Source organism: Jeotgalicoccus aerolatus (assembly GCF_014635205.1).
Taxonomy (GTDB): Bacteria; Bacillota; Bacilli; order Staphylococcales; family Salinicoccaceae; genus Jeotgalicoccus; species Jeotgalicoccus aerolatus.
On sequence record NZ_BMCN01000001.1, the window covers coordinates 226,378 to 243,970 of the forward strand.

Consider the following 17,593-nt stretch of genomic DNA (forward strand, 5'->3'; position numbering starts at 1 on the left):
GTGGAAATGGAAACAATCCAGCTCGAGTTTAACGATAAATTAAGCGCAGTCGATAATTCTAAAGCTTTATCGGATTTACGCGTAGAATATTTAGGTAAAAAAGGTAAAGTGACAGGTTTGATGAAAGAAATGAAAAATCTGTCGAATGAAGAACGTCCGGCATACGGCCAAAAAGTCAACGTCTTGAGAAATGAGATTGAAACGGCTATTGCTGAACTGGAAACAGAACTGTCAGCAGCAGCGATGAAAGAAAAACTGCAGGCTGAAACGATCGACGTCACTTTGCCGGGACGCACGATGGATATCGGCGGCTCCAACCCGATCGACCGCATCGTTGAAGACATTGAAGATTTCTTTATCGGCCTCGGTTATGAAATTAAAGAGGGTTATGAAGTTGAACAGGATTACTACAACTTCGAGGCGCTGAACCTTCCAAAATCACACCCGGCGCGCGATATGCAGGATACGTTCTATATTTCTGAAGAGATTCTTCTACGGACACATACGTCACCGGTGCAGGCGCGCACACTTGAAGCGCAAAAGGGTGAAGGCCCGGTTAAAATTATTTGTCCGGGTAAAGTTTACCGCAGAGACAGCGATGATGCGACACACTCACATCAGTTTACACAGATTGAAGGGCTCGTTGTCGATAAAAACATCCATTTAAGCGATTTAAAAGGCACGCTCGAATTATTTGCGAAAGAAATATTCGGGGACGACAGAGAAGTGCGTCTTCGTCCGAGTTATTTCCCCTTCACTGAACCGAGTGTTGAAGTGGATATTTCCTGCTTCAAATGTAAAGGGGCAGGCTGTAACGTCTGCAAACAATCCGGCTGGATTGAAATTTTAGGTGCCGGCATGGTGCACCCGAACGTGCTTGAAATGGCTGGTTTTGATTCAAAAGAATATTCAGGATTTGCCTTCGGTATGGGACCAGACCGCGTGGCAATGTTGAAATACGGTATCGAAGATATCCGTCATTTATATACGAACGATTTAAGATTTATCGATCAATTTATTCCGACAGAAGATGGAGGCGAAGCGCATGCAAGTATCTAAAGAATGGCTTAAGACGTTTATCGACATCGATGTGCCGACAAATGAACTCTCAGAAAAAATTACGCGCGGCGGTATTGAAGTCGACGATATTATCGACTATACGGCGGACATTAAAAATCTCGTCGTCGGTTATGTTAAATCAGTTAAACCGCACCCTGAAGCGGACCGTCTGAACTTATGTGAAGTCGATACCGGTGAAGAAGTGACGCAAATCGTCTGCGGTGCACCGAACGTCCAGGCTGACAGCTACGTTATCGTATCTAAAGTCGGCGGCAGACTGCCAGGCGGCGTTAAGATCAAGCGTGCTAAACTGCGCGGCGAAGTATCGGAAGGCATGATTTGTTCACTGCAGGAAATCGGTGTGAAAGAAGAATTCGTACCGGCTGAATACCAGGATGGTATTTTCATTTTTAATACAGCACAGACACCTGGTGAAGATGCACTGACTGCTTTGTATTTAAACGATCAGGTGCTCGAGTTTGATTTAACGCCAAACCGTAAAGATGCCTTGTCGATGATCGGTGCAGCATATGAAACGAGCGCGCTGTTCGGAGGGGACGTTAAAGCGCCTGAATCATCAGTGTCTGAAATCGATGATGTGATTACGATGAACATCGAAAACAGCGACAGTGAAGCGGTGCCGTTTTACGCAGTCCGCGAAGTGAAAAATGTTGAAATTAAACCTGCGCCGCTTTGGATGCAGATCCGATTAATTAAAGCAGGCATTAGACCGATTAACAACGTCGTTGATATTTCCAACTACGTTTTAATGGAATACGGCCAGCCGCTCCATATGTTTGACCGCGATACGATCGGTTCAGATAAAATCGTCACGCGCCTGGCTAAAAAAGATGAAGCTTTCACGACGCTGGACGGTAAAGAACGCACGCTGACTGAAAATGATATCGTAATTACTAACGGCGAAGTACCGATTGCACTTGCCGGCGTGATGGGCGGCCTGGATTCAGAAGTGACGGCTCAAACTGTCAATGTCGTGATCGAGTCAGCTTTATTCGACCCGGTTAAAGTCCGTAAAACGAGCAGCCGTCTGAACCTTCGCAGTGAAGCATCACAGCGATTTGAAAAAGGTGTCTCTCACGAATTTATTTTACCGGCAGTTAACCGTGCAGCCCACCTGCTTGAAAAATACGCGGGCGGAAAAACGCTTAAAGGTATCGCGAGCGAAGGCGCATTGAACCTAGAGCCCGGCGTCATTCAAACGTCTGCATCATTTATTAATAACCGGCTCGGCACGGATTTATCCCACGCTGATATTTTAGAAACTTTAGAAAAACTTGGCCTTGGTGCTGAAGAAACTTCAGACGGTATTAACGTCATTATTCCGTCGCGCCGCGATGATTTGAAAATTCCGGAAGATATTTCTGAAGAAGTCGCACGGATATTCGGTTACGACAATATTCCTTCAACGCTGCCGGAATATTCAACGATTACACCGGGACGTTTATCGGATGAGCAGAGTGAAGTGCGTGTCATTAAACGCCAATTAAACGCTCAAGGCTTCTCTCAGGCGATAAACTACGCATTAACGAGCAAAAAACGCATCGGTGAATTTACGGATTTAAGTGAGTCGCTCGCTTTACTCATGCCGATGAGTGAGGACCGCGCGGTCTTAAGAACATCGCTGGTGCCGCACCTCGTCGATAACGCCATGTATAATGTGAATCGCCAGCAGAAAAATGTGTCTCTGTTTGAAATCGGTAAAATTTTCGTGACGAACGGTCAGGATCAGCTGCCGGACGAAGTGGAAATGCTTGCGGGAATCGTGACGGGCGAACAGCATAAGACGGCCTGGACGCAATCATTTGTACCGTCGGATTTCTATACGGTTAAAGGGGTGCTCAACGCGCTCTTTGCAAAACTCAGTCTGGCAGAACGCGTATCGTACGTGCAGGCTGCTCCGCACGATGAGCTGCACCCCGGCCGCACCGCTGAAATCTATTTAGACGATAAAAAAATCGGATTCGCCGGCGAACTGCACCCGCAGTACGCTGAGGACTACGATTTAGGTCAGACAGCAGTCTTTGAAATTAATTTAGCAGAAGTGCTGAAAATTAAAACGGGCAGTATTTTATATGAATTCCTGCCTAAATATCCTTCAATGTCACGCGACGTTGCGTTGGAAGTCGACAGCAGCGTCAACGTATCAGAAATTATTGACGTGATTAAAGACGCTGCGCCGAAATATTTAACAGACGTTTATCCGTTTGATATATATGAAGGCGAGCATATGGCAGACGGTAAAAAATCTGTCGCGCTGCACCTGACATATTTAAATAGAGAAAAAACACTGACAGACAAAGACATTGAAGCACTGCACACACCGGTGGAAGACGCGCTGGTTAAAGCAGGCTATACCGTCAGAGGATAGAAAAGTTTTCAAATTTAAGCAGGGACGAGACAATCGCCCCTGCTTTTTTTATTTTTAGGAGAATGCTCGTGGGCGATCATTCGAGGATTTTGGCTGTGGCTTATTTGTGAGCAGGGTTGCGGATTTTGTGCTGAGTTTGCTCGTTTTTTGAGGGATTGTGAGCAGGGTCGTGAAATTTGAGGTGAGCTTGCTCATTTTCGTTGTGATTGTGAGCAGGCTTGCCAATTTTAAGCAGACCTTGCACATTTTCCTTGGGATTATGAGCAGGAACGTGGATTTTGTGCTGACCTTGCTCGTTTTCGTTGCAATTATGAGCAGGCTTGCCAATTTTAAGCAGACCTTGCTCATTATCGTTGTGATTGTGAGCAGGCTTGCCAATTTTAAGCAGACCTTGCACATTTTCCTTGGGATTATGAGCAGGGTCGTGGAATTTGTGCTGAGCTTGCTCGTTTTCCTTGCAATTATGAGCAGGCTCGTCAATTTTATGCTGACCTTGCTCATTTTCGTTGTGATTGTGAGCAGGCTTGCCAATTTTAAGCAGACCTTGCACATTTTCCTTGGGATTATGAGCAGGGTCGTGGAATTTGTGCTGAGCTTGCTCGTTTTCCTTGCAATTATGAGCAGGCTCGTCAATTTTATGCTGACCTTGCTCATTTTCGTTGTGATTGTGAGCAGGCTTGCCAATTTTAAGCAGACCTTGCACATTTTCCTTGGGATTATGAGCAGGGTCGTGGAATTTGTGCTGAGCTTGCTCGTTTTCGTTGCAATTATGAGCAGGCTTGCCAATTTTGAGCAGACCTTGCACATTTTCACCGTCATTATGAGCAGGCTCGTCAATTTTATGCTGACCTTGCTCGTTTTCCTTGCAATTATGAGCAGGAACGTGGACTTTGTGCTGACCTTGCTCATTATCGCTGCCATTATGAGCAAGCTCGCCAATTTTAAGCAGACCTTGCTCATTTTCACGGCGATCACGAGCAGGCTTGCCAATTTTGTGCTATGACCAAGCCCAGCGGCCTATACCGCATCATTTTAATTCCTTGTATTCACATTATGGGATAAGTATAATAAAATATTGAAATAGGTAAATGTGTCAGAAATTATATTGAGATGGGGGCAATGTCACATGAGCGGTAAAAAAACACGCATTGCTGTAAACATATATAATGACTATTATACGCTGGTCGGCCAGGAGGATCCGGCGCATCTGAGAGAGGTGGCTGCCCGGGTGGACAGCGATATTAAAGCGATTGCTTCGAAAAATCCCGGCTTGGATACGAAGCGTAAAGCGGTGCTTACAGCTTGTAATATCATGGATGATTATATAAAGTTAAAAGAAAAATATGATGCGCTCGAACGTGAGAACAGCGCACTGAAAAAGGGAACTAATTTATGACTTTAATACTTTTAATTATACTTTTAATCGGGCTGATTGTCGGTTACCGCCGCGGCGCAGTGCTCCAGCTGCTCCACTTAATCGGTACCATATCAGCACTGATTATCGCTTCATTAAATTACGAAACACTCGGCAGCAAGTTTTATTTAGTGATGCCGTATCCGTCAACTGCACAGGAAAATCCAAATTCCGTACTCAGTGAAGTGGCTAATCTTGAGTATGCTTACTATTATATGTTTGCGTTTTTTATCATTTTTATAGTGAGTAAGGTGATTATTCAAATTATCGTGAGCGGTTTTGACTACTTGCAACAAATTACTTCAAGCGGCTTGTTTTCAAGTATCGCGGGCACAGTGCTCGGCTTGATTGAGGCGGTATACTTACTCGTTGTTATTTTATTTTTCATTGCAACCATTCCTTATTTCCCAATACAGGAAGGGCTTGCTGATTCCGGCCTGGCCTCATTTATAATGGAACACACATTTATAGTATCGGACAAATTAATAGAATGGATACAAGTAGAGTCATAGAGATATGGCTCTTTTTTCGGAGGTAGACATGACTAAAAAAGATGTAATCAGACTGCTCGAGAAAATTGCGGTCTATATGGAATTGAATTTGGAGAACCCGTTTAAAGTATCGGCCTACAGAAAAGCGGCAGCGGCTTTAGAAACTGACGGGCGGACACTCGACGAGATTTCCGATTTCAGCGAACTCAAAGGTATCGGCAAGGGCACGAATGACGTCATTACCGAATTCGTGCAGACAGGCAAATCATCGGTCCTTAAAGATTTAACCGATAAAGTCCCGCCGGGCCTGATCCGTATGCTGAAACTCCCGACCCTCGGTCCGAAGAAAATTGCGAAAATCCACGATGCCCTCGGCATCGATACGCTGGAAGGATTAAAGGCTGCGTGTGAAAACAATGAAGTCAGCGCGCTGTCAGGCTTCGGCAAAAAGACTGAAGAGAATATTTTAAAATCGATTGAAACCGTGCTGAACCGGCCGGAACGCTATCCGATTAACCGTATTTTAAAATTCAAGCAGGTCATCACTGATGTGATCGACACAATCCCGGGCGTGGAACGTTACGATATGACGGGCAGCGGCCGCCGGACCAAAGAAACGTCCAGGGATTTGGACTTTATCGTTAAAGTGGAGGATTATCAATTATTTACTCAGACGATGATTGAACAAAATTTCGTCACAGAAATTGTCTCCCAGGGCGATAAAAAACTATCCCTTGAAATCGAACATGATTTCGATAAAATTAACGTCGACTTCAGATTTGTAAACGGCGACGAGTATATTTCTACGCTGCAGCATTTTACAGGCTCAAAAGAGCATAATGTTAAAATGCGTCAGATTGCGAAAAGCCGCGGCGAGAAAATTAGCGAGTACGGTGTTGAAACACCTGACGGTCTGAAGACGTTTCAATCAGAAGAAGAATTTTATCATTATTTTGATTTACCTTATATTCCACCGGCGATGCGCGAAACAGGCAAGGAAACCGATATCGACATTTCAGAAATTGTCAGTCTGTCGGATATTAAAGGCGACCTGCATATGCACACGGTGTACAGCGACGGTGCCAACAGCATCCGGGAAATGGTTGAAGCTGCGCGCGAAAAAAACTACAGCTACATCGTTATTACCGACCATTCGAAAAGTCTGCGTGTGGCTAACGGCTTAAGTGACGAACGCCTGCTTGAGCAGCTGGAAGAAATCAGGGCAATCGATCAGGAATACGATGATATCGATGTTTACAGCGGGACAGAAATGGATATTTTAGCCGATGGAACGCTCGATTATTCTGATGAAATACTCAGCCAGCTGGATTATGTCATCGCAGCCATTCATTCGAGTTTCCAGCAATCGGAAGAAGACATTATGCACCGTTTAAAAACGGCTATGGATAATCCGTACGTCCGTCACATTGCGCATCCGACCGGACGTTTAATTGGTGTCAGAGACGGTTACCCAGTAAATATGGAAGAACTTTTTGACTATGCCGAAAAAACGAACACAATTTTGGAAATTAACGCCAATCCACAGCGGCTCGACTTATCGAGCGATGCGATCGCCAATCAGAATGTCATGTTTACAGTGAATACTGATGCGCACCATACCGATCATTTAGACTTTATGCATTACGGTGTGTCGACACTGCAAAAAGGATTTGTTAAAACCTCCCAAGTTTTAAACACTTTATCAAGAGAAGAATTTAAAGCATATATTAATAAAGATAAGCAGAGTGATATTAATGAATGATAAAACATTCACCACCCTGGAATTCGATAAGATTTTGAATTCCGTTAAAACATTTGCAATCAGCGATAAGACAAAAGAACAATTAAATTTTTCAATCGTTGAAACGGATTACGATACAGTTGTTAATATTATAGAAGAAGTCGACAATGCATCGACTATGCTGCGCTACCGTCACGTTGAACTCGGCGGGATTAGCGATATTAAACCTTTTGTCAAACGTGCGCAGATCGGCAGCATTTTAGGCGTGAGCGATTTTAACAAGATAAAATCCCTCTTAAACAGAAAAAATATGCTCGAAAGTCTGCTAAAAGCTTTCGAAACGGATGAAATATTCTTACCAAGCATTTCACCTTATATCACCACGCTGGAAGATATCCATTTTCTGTATAAAAGAATCACGGAAACCGTCGACGAAGTCACGGTGCTGGATCACGCATCACCAGACCTGCTCCGCATCCGCAGGAAAATCGGTTCTGAAGAGCAGAAAATCCGCGACCGCCTGAACGATATTGTCAGAAAAAACCAGAAAAAACTCAGCGACAGCATTATTACGATGCGTAACGGCCGCTATGTGATTCCGGTCAACGTCGATTACCGCAATGAATTCAAAGGCATTATCCACGATTCATCTCAAAGCGGGCAGACGATTTACCTGGAACCGTCGGCTATCGTCGACATGACAAATAATATTTCAGGCTTAAAAGAAGAAGAGCAGGCGGAGATTACTAGAATTTTGGCAGACTTAACGAATCAAGTGAACGAAGTTGCAGAAGACTTATATCAGCACGATAAAAATCTCCACCATATCGACTTTGTTTTCGCCCGGGCGAAATACGGTGCCCATATTAAAGGGACCAAACCGCAAATTTCAGAAGATGAATCCATCCGTTTAATCGGTTCTTTCCATCCTTTAATCGACAGTGAAACCGTCGTGAAAAACGATATTATTATCGAACCGGAAACGAAAGCTGTGATTATTACAGGGCCGAACACCGGCGGTAAAACCGTAACGATTAAAACCGTCGGCCTATCGGTCTTAATGGCCCAGGCCGGCATTCCGATTCCGGCACGTGACGGCTCATCGATTTCGGTCTTTAAAAATGTCTATGCAGATATCGGTGACGAGCAGTCGATCGAGCAGTCTCTGTCGACTTTTTCCAGCCATATGACAAATATCGCCAACATCTTAAAAGCGGCAGATCAAGACTCTCTCATCATTTTAGATGAGCTCGGCGCCGGCACCGACCCGGAAGAAGGGGCGGCCCTCGCCATCAGCATTATCGAATACCTGCTCGACAGACAGTCAAAAATTATTTCAACTACGCACTATCCTCAGCTGAAATCTTTCAGCTATACGCGAGAAGACGTCATTAACGCCAGTGTTGAATTCGATGTGAGTACTTTATCGCCAACCTACAGATTATTAATGGGGATTCCTGGTAAATCGAATGCCTTTGAAATATCGGATAAGCTCGGTTTAAATGGTGACGTCATCGAACGTGCCCGCAATTTAACCGGCAGAGATAATATGGAAGTCAACGATATGATCACAGCGCTCGAGCGCCATACGACTGAAGCGCGTCAACATGAACATCAAACGCGCGAGCTGATGAACGAGGCGGAAAAACTGCAAAAAGAACTGACAGACAACAATATGCAGTTTAAAGCATACAAAGAAAAGCTCATGCAGAAGGCAAAAGATGAAGCCAACCGCATCGTTAAACAGCGGGAACAGGAAGCTGCTGAAATTATTAAAGAACTTGAAATGATGAAATCACTCGGCGCGGACAGCATTCAGGAACACGAGCTGATCAACGCTAAAAAAGAACTGTCGGACAGTTATTATCAAAGCGACATTAAAAAAGATATCCGCAATGAAACTGAAGAAGTGCTGCAAACCGGCGACGAAGTTGATGTGCTGACCTACGGTCAAAAAGGGGAAGTTATCGGTTTAAACGGCGATGAAGTGACAGTGCAGATGGGTATAATTAAAATGAAGCTCGATAAGTCCGAAGTGAAGAAACGAAAAGCCAAAAAGGCAGAAAAACCGGTGACCATCCGTCAAAATAAAACGCATGTCAACCGTACGCTCGACTTAAGAGGCGAGCGCTATGAAGACGCCCTGATCCGCCTCGAACATTACTTGGATCAGGTGCTTTTATCGAATTTCAGCGACGTGGAAATTATACACGGCAAAGGGACCGGTGCACTTCAAAAAGGGGTGCAGCAGTACTTAAAACGCCACCCGAAAGTTGCATCATTCAGAGGCGGCATGCCGAGTGAAGGCGGCTTTGGCGTCACGATAGTAGAAATGAAGTAGGTGAACTGATGGATAATTTTGATATGTATAAACTTGCGAAAGTGTTAATTGTTATCAGTGTGTTAATGTTTATAAGCGGGATCATCTATTTGATTTACTTCGTGTAAGCAATACCATTGAGTGAGAATTTGAATTGTTGTATACTTAAAGCATTACAAATATGGAGGTAGTTTTAGATGGCTATAATTGAAGTGAACGATGCAGGATTTAAAGAAGAAATTGGCAGTGGCTTAACACTGGTAGACTTTTGGGCACCATGGTGCGGGCCTTGTAAAATGATCGCTCCAATCCTTGAAGAATTAGCACCTGAAGTTGAAGGCAAAGCAAACATTGCTAAATTAAATGTTGACGATAACCAGGCAACAGCAAGCGAATACGAAGTAATGAGCATTCCAACATTAATTCTATTCAAAGACGGCGAGCCTGTGGATAAAGTGGTTGGATTCCAGCCTAAAGAGCAGCTTTCTGCTTTAATAGAAAAACATGCTTAATTTAAATTAAAGCCGCCAATTTGGCGGCTTTTTTTATAGAGAAGGTGTAACAATGTCAGAACTACAACTTAAACTGTCCGTCCTGCCCGTAGAACCCGGCTGTTATTTAATGAAAAACAGCGACGGTGAAATTATATACGTGGGTAAGGCAAAAAATCTGCGCAGCAGAGTAAGATCGTACTTTACCGGCGCCCATGATGAGAAAACCATGCGGCTCGTCCAGGATATTGTCGACTTTGACTTTATCGTGACTCAATCGGAAATCGAATCGCTGCTTTTAGAAAATACACTCATTAAAAAGCATTATCCGAGATATAACATTTTACTAAAAGACGATAAGAGCTATCCTTTTATAAAAATTACTAAGGAAAAACATCCGAAACTCGTCGTCACCCGGACGGTTAAACCGAAGTCCGGCAAGTACTTTGGCCCGTATCCGAATGCCTACAGCGCCCATGAAACGAAGAAACTTTTGGACAGAATTTATCCGCTTAGAAAATGTAATGTCATGCCGGATAAGCTGTGTCTCTACTATCACATTGGACAATGTCTCGGCCCGTGTGTTTTCAATGTTTCAGACGAACAAAACCAGGAAATGATTGACGGCATCACGAACTTTTTAAACGGCGAAACCGATGGGGTCATGAAAGAGCTGGAAGACAAAATGCAGGCAGCTGCAAAAGAGCTGGAATTTGAAAAAGCGAAGGAATACAGAGACTTAATGGGACACATTGAAAATACGATGCTGAAGCAAAACATGCTGACCAGCGATATGACCGCCCGCGATTGTTTCGGCTATGCGGTGGATAACGGCTGGATGTCTGTTTCAGTGCTCTTTATCAGAAGCGGTAAATTAATTGAGAAAAAAGCAGAAATGTTTCCGATGAACGACGATGTTGAAGAAGAGTTTTTCAGATTCATTATGCATTTCTACGATTTAAACTCTAACCTGATGCCGAAGGAAATTCATATTCCTAAAGAGTTCAATGCAGCACTTCTTGATGAAGCCCTGCCGGCAACGGTTAAAACACCGCTCCGCGGCGCTAAAAGAGAAATGGTGGCACTGGCATCAAAAAATGCTAAAATCGCCGCGGAAAACAAATTCGAAATGATTGCCAGAGACGAAGCCCGCACGATCAAAGCCATTGAAACGCTCGGGGACTTAATGAATATTGAGACGCCGCGCCGCATTGAAGCCTTCGATAACTCGAATATTCAAGGCGCGGACCCCGTCAGTGTCATGGTGTCTTTTATCGATGGCAAACCGTCTAAAAAGGACTACCGCAAATATAAAATCAGAACGGTTCAGGGCCCGGATGATTATGCGTCGATGGCTGAAGCGGTCAGACGCAGATATACCCGCGTCTTAAAAGAAGGTCTGCCGCTGCCCGATTTAATTATCGTCGACGGAGCGGTCGGGCATATGAATACCGTTAAAGATGTTTTACTGAACGAACTGTCGCTCGATATACCAGTCGCTGGTCTCGCTAAAGACGATAAGCACTCGACAGCAGAGCTGCTGTACGGCGATCCGGCCGAAATCGTAACCATGAAGAAAAACTCCCAGAGTTTTTATCTGCTGCAGAGAATTCAAGATGAAGTGCACAGATTTGCGATTTCTTTTCATAGAAATACACGGCGAAAAACGTCTATTGTGTCCCAGCTCGATAATATCGACGGGGTCGGACCGACCAGAAAGCGAAAGTTACTTTCAAAATTTGGCTCAATAAAAAGAATGAAAGAAAAGAATGTGACCGATTTCACAGACATCGGCATCCCGAAAAATGTCGCTGAAAATATCGTTCGAAAACTAAGCGAACAGCCGTAAGGACTTGAATGTATAAATATTCTGCAAAAGATTAAACCCTATCTTGATTTGTAAAATTATTACGGGTAAAATAAGAGTTAAAGTTTGTTGATAATAGATAGGGGGGTCTTTTGTGTCGAATCAAGATTCAGGTTTTTACATTCGCAGATTACATTCATTGCTCGGAGTTATTCCACTGGGTGTCTTTTTAATCCAGCATTTACTTGTTAACTTTACCGCTACATACAGTGAAGAAGCATTTAACTTCGCAGCGGGTATTATGGGTAACCTGCCATTCGTTATTGTGCTCGAAATAGTCATCATTTACTTACCAATTCTGTTTCACGGTATTTACGGTGTTTACATCGCATTTACTTCTAAAAACAATGTGGGCAGATACGGAACATACAGAAACTGGATGTTCCTGCTGCAAAGAATTTCAGGTGTGATTGCGTTTATTTTCATCGCGGTCCACGTGTATCAGACTCGCTTCCAGGTTTTCCTAGGAGAAGAAGTGAACTTCCAGATGGTTGAGGAAGTTGTGGCTAACCCGTTCTGGCTGGTATTCTGGCTTGTAGGGGTCGTTGCAACAGTGTTCCACTTTGCTAACGGTCTGTGGTCATTCATGATCACATGGGGTATTACACAGTCGAAAATGTCTCAGCAAGTAATGAGCTACGTAGCAATCTTAGTATTCTTAGTCATTTCTACAATCGGAGTTATGGCAATATTTGCGTTTGTATAAAAGGAGTGTAAATAATGGCGGATAATAAAGTAATCGTTGTCGGCGGGGGACTCGCAGGTTTAATGGCAACGATCAAAGCAGCAGAATCTGGTGCGAATATAGATCTATTTTCAATTGTTCCGGTTAAGCGTTCACACTCAGTGTGTGCACAGGGCGGAATCAACGGTGCGGTTAATACGAAAGGTGAAGGCGACTCGCCTTACATCCACTTTGACGATACAGTTTACGGGGGAGACTTTTTAGCAAACCAGCCTCCAGTTAAAGCAATGACGGAAGCAGCGCCAAAAATTATCCATTTACTGGACCGTATGGGCGTTATGTTCAACAGAACAGACGAAGGACTTTTAGACTTCAGACGTTTTGGCGGCACGCTGCACCACCGTACAGCTTATGCAGGTGCAACGACTGGCCAGCAGCTGCTTTATGCATTAGATGAGCAAGTAAGAAGCTTTGAAGTCGAAGGTCAAGTCGATAAGTACGAAGGATGGGAATTCTTAGGCGTAGTCGTTGACGACGAAGGCAAAGCACGCGGTATTACTGCTCAGGAAATTACGAGCGGTGAAATTAAAACGTTTAAATCAGACGCAGTAATTATGGCAACAGGCGGACCTGGTATTATCTTCGGTAAATCGACGAACTCAATGATCAACACAGGATCAGCAGCATCAGTCGTTTATCAGCAAGGTGCAGTATACGCTAACGGCGAATTCATTCAAATTCACCCGACAGCAATTCCCGGAGACGATAAACTTCGCCTCATGAGTGAATCAGCGCGCGGTGAAGGCGGACGTGTCTGGACTTATAAAGACGGCAAGCCTTGGTACTTCCTGGAAGAAAAATATCCGGATTACGGTAACTTAGTACCCCGCGATATTGCCACACGTGAAATCTTTGACGTGTGTGTAAACCAGAAACTCGGGATTAACGGCGAAAACATGGTATACCTTGATTTATCACATAAAGATGCGCACGAACTCGATGTAAAACTCGGCGGTATCATTGAAATCTACGAGAAATTTACAGGCGACGACCCGCGTAAAGTACCGATGAAAATCTTCCCGGCAGTCCACTATTCTATGGGCGGATTATACGTCGACTACGATCAGATGACATCGATTCCCGGACTGTTCGCAGCAGGGGAATGTGATTACTCACAGCACGGCGGCAACCGCTTAGGCGCCAACTCATTACTGTCAGCAATTTACGGCGGTATGGTTGCAGGGCCAAATGCGGTAGACTACGTGAAAGATCTTGAAAAATCTTATGAAGATATCGACGATTCAATTTACGACAAATTTGCTCAAGCTGAGCAGGAGAAATTCGACAATATCCTTGCTATGGACGGTACGGAAAATGCGTACGTTATCCATAAGGAACTTGGAGAAATTATGACTGCCAACGTTACAGTGGTGCGTCACAACGATAAACTGCTTGAAACTGATAAGAAAATCGTCGAGTTAATGGAACGCTACAAGCAAATTAACATTAACGATACAGCGAAATGGAGCAACCAGGCCGCATTCTTCACGCGCCAGCTGTGGAACATGTTAGTCCTTGCCCGTGTGATTACAATCGGAGCATACAACAGAAACGAATCACGCGGTGCGCACTACAAACCGGAATTCCCGGATCGTAATGATGAAGAATGGCTGAAAACAACGAAAGCATTCTTTGAAGGACCGAAAGAAGCGCCTAGATTCGAATACGAAGATGTAGACGTGAGCTTAATTCCGCCGCGTGTACGCGACTATTCAGCGAAACATTAGTAGAAGGGGATGGCTAAATATAAATGAGTAATACAGCAACTGAAACAAAAACAATAAAGCTAAGTATTAAACGCCAGGAAAATCCGGAAGCTAGCGCATATTGGGAAGAGTTTGAAATTCCATACCGTCCAAACATGAACATCATCAGTGCCCTAATGGAAATCCAAAGAAACCCTGTGAACGCCAAAGGACAAAAAACAACACCAGTAACATGGGACTCAAGCTGTCTAGAAGAAGTCTGCGGCGCATGTTCAATGGTAATTAACGGCAACGCACGTCAATCATGTACTGCACTGGTTGATCAATATCAGCAGCCGATTAAATTAGAACCGATGAGCACTTTCCCTGTAGTGAGAGACTTGCAGGTAGACCGTTCATTCATGTTCGACAACTTAAAACGCGTTAAAGCATGGGTACCAATCGATGGTACGTATGACCTTGGACCAGGACCAAGAATGCCTGAGAAAAAACGTCAAATCGCTTATGAATTATCAAAATGTATGTCATGCGGCGTATGTCTTGAAGTTTGCCCGAACGTTAACAGCAAATCTAAATTCATGGGTGCTGCACCAATTTCACAAGTTAGACTCTTTAACTTGCACCCGACAGGTAGCATGTCAAAAAATGAACGTCTCGATGCCTTAATGGGTACAGGCGGCATTGCAGAATGCGGAATGGCACAAAACTGTGTTGAAGCATGTCCGAAAGGCATTCCTTTAACAACATCAATCGCCTCTATGCAGCGCGAAACAACATTCCACATGTTCAAATCATTCTTTGGCAGTGACCACGAAGTAAACTAATCTATCTATATATGATGAGGCAGGCCCACCGCTGTTGCGGCGGGCCTGTTTTTGTATTGGGATTGGGTTATTTACCTGAATTGTGAGCAAGGTCTGTGATATTGGGCGTGGCTTGCACGTTTTTGCCTGAATAATGAGCAAGGTCGCAGATTTTGTGCTGATCTTGCACGTTTTTGCTCCAATAATGAGCAAGGTCATAGATTTTAGACTGACCTTGCACGTTTTTGCCTGAATAATGAGCGAGGTCGCAGATTTTGTGATGACCTTGCACACTTTTGCTCCAATAATGAGCAAGGTCATAGATTTTAGACTGACCTTGCACGTTTTTGCCTGAATAATGAGCAAGGTCGCAGATTTTGGGCTGATCTTGCACGTTTTCGCTCCAATAATGAGCAAGGTAGCAGACTTTGTACTGACCTTGCACATTTTCGCCCAAATAATGAGCAAGCTCGCAGATTTTGTGCTGATCTTGCACACTTTCGCCCAAATAATGAGCAAGCTATGCATTTTTATCATCACCTTGCTCACCACCCGCACAAAAAATGAGCAGGATTCCAAGTTTCACATCATTCCTGATCACATGACACGAATATGCACCCATCAATCCATCAAAATAGTGATAGACGCTAGTCAACACACCTCTGTCTATTTTTTTCTTTCGATTTACGTTATTATATTCTTAAAGGATATTTAAGGGGACTGGCTATTATGTATGATGAGCAGGAAACGATATCAATTGAAAAATCATTGCGCTATATCGCGTCGCACGTCAGGGTGAACGGCAGGGAGATTTTAAAGCATCACGATATTTCTCCGCTCCAATTTGTTGCGTTGCAGTGGGTGGGCGACAAGGATGGTATTACGATCGGCGAGCTCGCCAACAGAATGTATTTGGCCCATTCGACGACGACGGATATCGTCGACAAGCTGGAGAGCGGCAATTATGTCAAGCGCAATCGTTCTGAAAAAGATAAAAGGCTCGTCCTCGTCAGCATGGAGGATAAGGGCAAAGAGATTATTCAGCAGGTCATCGATAAGCGTATCGATTACATTGCGAAAATCACAGCCCATTTGAGCGAAGCAGAGCGTGAGGTATTGCCCGGTGCGCTCGAACATGTTTTAAAGGAAAGTGAGAGAATATCTTATGAATAAACCGATAGGAATTATGGATTCCGGCGTCGGCGGTTTAACGGTTATGAAAGAAATTATTCATGCACTGCCGGGAGAAACGGTCTATTATTTTGCCGACAGCTTCAATTGTCCATACGGCCCGAAAAGTCACGAAGACGTGAAGCGTTATACGACAGAGGCCGTCAATTTTTTAATCGATAAAGGTGTCAAGGCCGTGATTATTGCCTGCAATACAGCGACGGCGGCAGTCATGCCGGCCTTGCGTGATGCTGTGGATGTGCCGGTTTACGGTGTCATTAATCCGGGCTCACTCGGTGCGCTAAGAAAAAGCGACAACAACGAAATGCTGCTTCTCGCGACGGAAGGTACGATAAAATCTGGTGCTTACGAAGAAGGTATTCTGAGTCTGGATCCCGATGTGAACATTCACAATCTGGCTTGTCCGGAGTTCGTCACGCTCATTGAAAATCTGGATTACAAAGATCCTGACATAACGAGAGACTGCGTCTATAAAAAACTTGAACCGTACAAAAATACAGAGGCGGACACGGTGATTCTCGGCTGTACGCATTTCCCGATTATTGAACAGTATATCGATGAATTTTTTAACGGTGAGAAACACATTATCGATGCGGGATTTGAAGCGGTGTCGATTGCCCTCGTGCAATTACATAAGAAGAAACTGCTAACGGCTAAAAACGACACGCCAAAGCATCGGGTCTTTATCCACGGGAAAAATGATAACTTTGAAAAGATTATGAACAGCTGGATTCCGGATTTGGAATACAGCATTGAAAATATATATTTACAGGAGCGTATCTCATGACAAAAATAGTAATAGCAAGCGGCAACCAGGGGAAAATCAACGATTTTAAAGCCATTTTTAAAGATTTTGAAGTGACGGGCATTAAAGAATTACTGCCTGAATTCGATGTGGATGAAACGGGCACAACCTTTAGAGAAAATGCGATTTTAAAATCAGAAGCGGCAATGAAAGCTTTAAATTTACCAGTGATCAGTGACGACTCAGGTCTGTCAGTCGAAGCGCTTGAAGGCAGACCGGGCGTATATTCTGCCCGTTATTCAGGCGAAGGTGCGACGGATGAGAAAAATAATGCAAAATTACTGGAAGAATTAAAAGACGTCGACAACCGTGCAGCCTATTTTACTTGTGTGCTGGCTTTATCGATTCCGGGAGAAGAGACGCTGACTTACGAAGGCACTTTAGCCGGTGAAATTTTAAGAGAAGCCCATGGATCAGGCGGCTTCGGCTACGACCCGCTATTTAAAACATTAAAAGGAATTTACCTCGGTGAGATTACATCTGAAGAAAAAGGGGAAATCAGTCATAGAGGTAAGGCACTCGAAAATTTAATGAATGATACTGAAGTGCTGAATAAGCTGAAAAAATAGGG

At 44.0% G+C, this 17,593-nt stretch carries 17 protein-coding genes; 15 read left to right on the forward strand and 2 right to left on the reverse strand.

The genetic code is table 11. The annotated features are described in order from the left end of the window. Positions 1-6 precede the first annotated feature (6 nt). Together pheS and pheT are read left to right on the forward strand one after the other, a co-directional pair. Complete coding sequence (gene pheS, locus IEU81_RS01220) at positions 7-1,059, forward strand: phenylalanine--tRNA ligase subunit alpha (protein WP_186090769.1); 1,053 nt, start codon at positions 7-9, stop codon at positions 1,057-1,059. After that, complete coding sequence (pheT, locus tag IEU81_RS01225; protein WP_092594926.1) at positions 1,046-3,448, forward strand: phenylalanine--tRNA ligase subunit beta; 2,403 nt, start codon at positions 1,046-1,048, stop codon at positions 3,446-3,448. Before pheS ends, pheT begins: the two co-directional genes overlap by 14 nt. 100 nt (positions 3,449-3,548) lie before the next feature. Here the strand turns inward: pheT and IEU81_RS01230 are convergent, their stop codons facing one another. Next, the gene (locus IEU81_RS01230) at positions 3,549-4,151 is read right to left on the reverse strand and encodes a hypothetical protein (RefSeq protein WP_231957117.1); all 603 of its coding nucleotides are present in this window, start codon (positions 4,149-4,151) and stop codon (positions 3,549-3,551) included. A 27-nt stretch (positions 4,152-4,178) separates the two neighbouring features. On the opposite strand from IEU81_RS01230, the gene IEU81_RS10955 reads away from it, so the two are divergent. The 10 genes from IEU81_RS10955 (at position 4,179) to sdhB (ending at position 15,047) form a co-directional block, all read left to right on the forward strand. Beyond that, the gene (locus tag IEU81_RS10955; RefSeq protein WP_231957118.1) at positions 4,179-4,451 is read left to right on the forward strand and encodes a hypothetical protein; all 273 of its coding nucleotides are present in this window, start codon (positions 4,179-4,181) and stop codon (positions 4,449-4,451) included. 123 nt (positions 4,452-4,574) lie between these two features. Further along, positions 4,575-4,844, forward strand: coding sequence for a cell division protein ZapA (gene zapA / locus IEU81_RS01235; protein ID WP_092594922.1), 270 nt, complete (start codon positions 4,575-4,577; stop codon positions 4,842-4,844). Beyond that, positions 4,841-5,374 (forward strand): CvpA family protein, encoded by a 534-nt coding sequence (locus tag IEU81_RS01240; protein WP_092594920.1) that lies wholly within the window; start codon positions 4,841-4,843, stop codon positions 5,372-5,374. The genes zapA and IEU81_RS01240 overlap by 4 nt, the downstream gene beginning before the upstream one ends. A 28-nt stretch (positions 5,375-5,402) precedes the next feature. Continuing rightward, positions 5,403-7,115, forward strand: a complete 1,713-nt coding sequence (gene polX, locus IEU81_RS01245) for a DNA polymerase/3'-5' exonuclease PolX (RefSeq protein WP_092594918.1) — start codon at positions 5,403-5,405, stop codon at positions 7,113-7,115. After that, entirely contained in the window at positions 7,108-9,435 is a 2,328-nt protein-coding gene (locus IEU81_RS01250) for an endonuclease MutS2 (RefSeq protein WP_092594916.1), read from the forward strand. The genes polX and IEU81_RS01250 overlap by 8 nt, the downstream gene beginning before the upstream one ends. A gap of 176 nt (positions 9,436-9,611) precedes the next feature. After that, complete coding sequence (gene trxA / locus IEU81_RS01255; protein WP_092594914.1) at positions 9,612-9,926, forward strand: thioredoxin; 315 nt, start codon at positions 9,612-9,614, stop codon at positions 9,924-9,926. A gap of 52 nt (positions 9,927-9,978) precedes the next feature. Beyond that, positions 9,979-11,754: an excinuclease ABC subunit UvrC gene (gene uvrC, locus IEU81_RS01260; protein WP_186089917.1), complete on the forward strand. Its 1,776-nt coding sequence runs from the start codon at positions 9,979-9,981 to the stop codon at positions 11,752-11,754. Between the two features lie 112 nt (positions 11,755-11,866). Next, entirely contained in the window at positions 11,867-12,478 is a 612-nt protein-coding gene (locus tag IEU81_RS01265; RefSeq protein ID WP_092594910.1) for a succinate dehydrogenase cytochrome b558 subunit, read from the forward strand. 14 nt (positions 12,479-12,492) lie between these two features. Further along, positions 12,493-14,244: a succinate dehydrogenase flavoprotein subunit gene (gene sdhA / locus IEU81_RS01270; RefSeq protein ID WP_092594908.1), complete on the forward strand. Its 1,752-nt coding sequence runs from the start codon at positions 12,493-12,495 to the stop codon at positions 14,242-14,244. Positions 14,245-14,267: 23 nt separating this feature from the next. Beyond that, the gene (gene sdhB / locus IEU81_RS01275) at positions 14,268-15,047 is read left to right on the forward strand and encodes a succinate dehydrogenase iron-sulfur subunit (protein ID WP_092594907.1); all 780 of its coding nucleotides are present in this window, start codon (positions 14,268-14,270) and stop codon (positions 15,045-15,047) included. 67 nt (positions 15,048-15,114) lie between these two features. On the opposite strand, the gene IEU81_RS01280 is transcribed toward sdhB, so the two are convergent. Continuing rightward, positions 15,115-15,522, reverse strand: a complete 408-nt coding sequence (locus IEU81_RS01280; RefSeq protein WP_186089919.1) for a hypothetical protein — start codon at positions 15,520-15,522, stop codon at positions 15,115-15,117. Positions 15,523-15,755: 233 nt separating this feature from the next. Here IEU81_RS01280 and IEU81_RS01285 point away from each other — a divergent pair, with 233 nt between their 5' ends. From IEU81_RS01285 to IEU81_RS01295, 3 genes are read left to right on the forward strand one after another with little or no spacing between them, the layout of a single operon-like run. After that, positions 15,756-16,199, forward strand: a complete 444-nt coding sequence (locus IEU81_RS01285; protein ID WP_092594903.1) for a MarR family winged helix-turn-helix transcriptional regulator — start codon at positions 15,756-15,758, stop codon at positions 16,197-16,199. Next, positions 16,192-17,004 (forward strand): glutamate racemase, encoded by an 813-nt coding sequence (gene murI, locus IEU81_RS01290; protein WP_092594901.1) that lies wholly within the window; start codon positions 16,192-16,194, stop codon positions 17,002-17,004. Before IEU81_RS01285 ends, murI begins: the two co-directional genes overlap by 8 nt. Then, positions 17,001-17,591 carry an XTP/dITP diphosphatase gene (locus IEU81_RS01295; protein ID WP_186089921.1) on the forward strand — a complete coding sequence of 197 codons (591 nt, stop codon included), beginning with the start codon at positions 17,001-17,003 and terminating at the stop codon, positions 17,589-17,591. Before murI ends, IEU81_RS01295 begins: the two co-directional genes overlap by 4 nt. Positions 17,592-17,593: the final 2 nt, after the last annotated feature.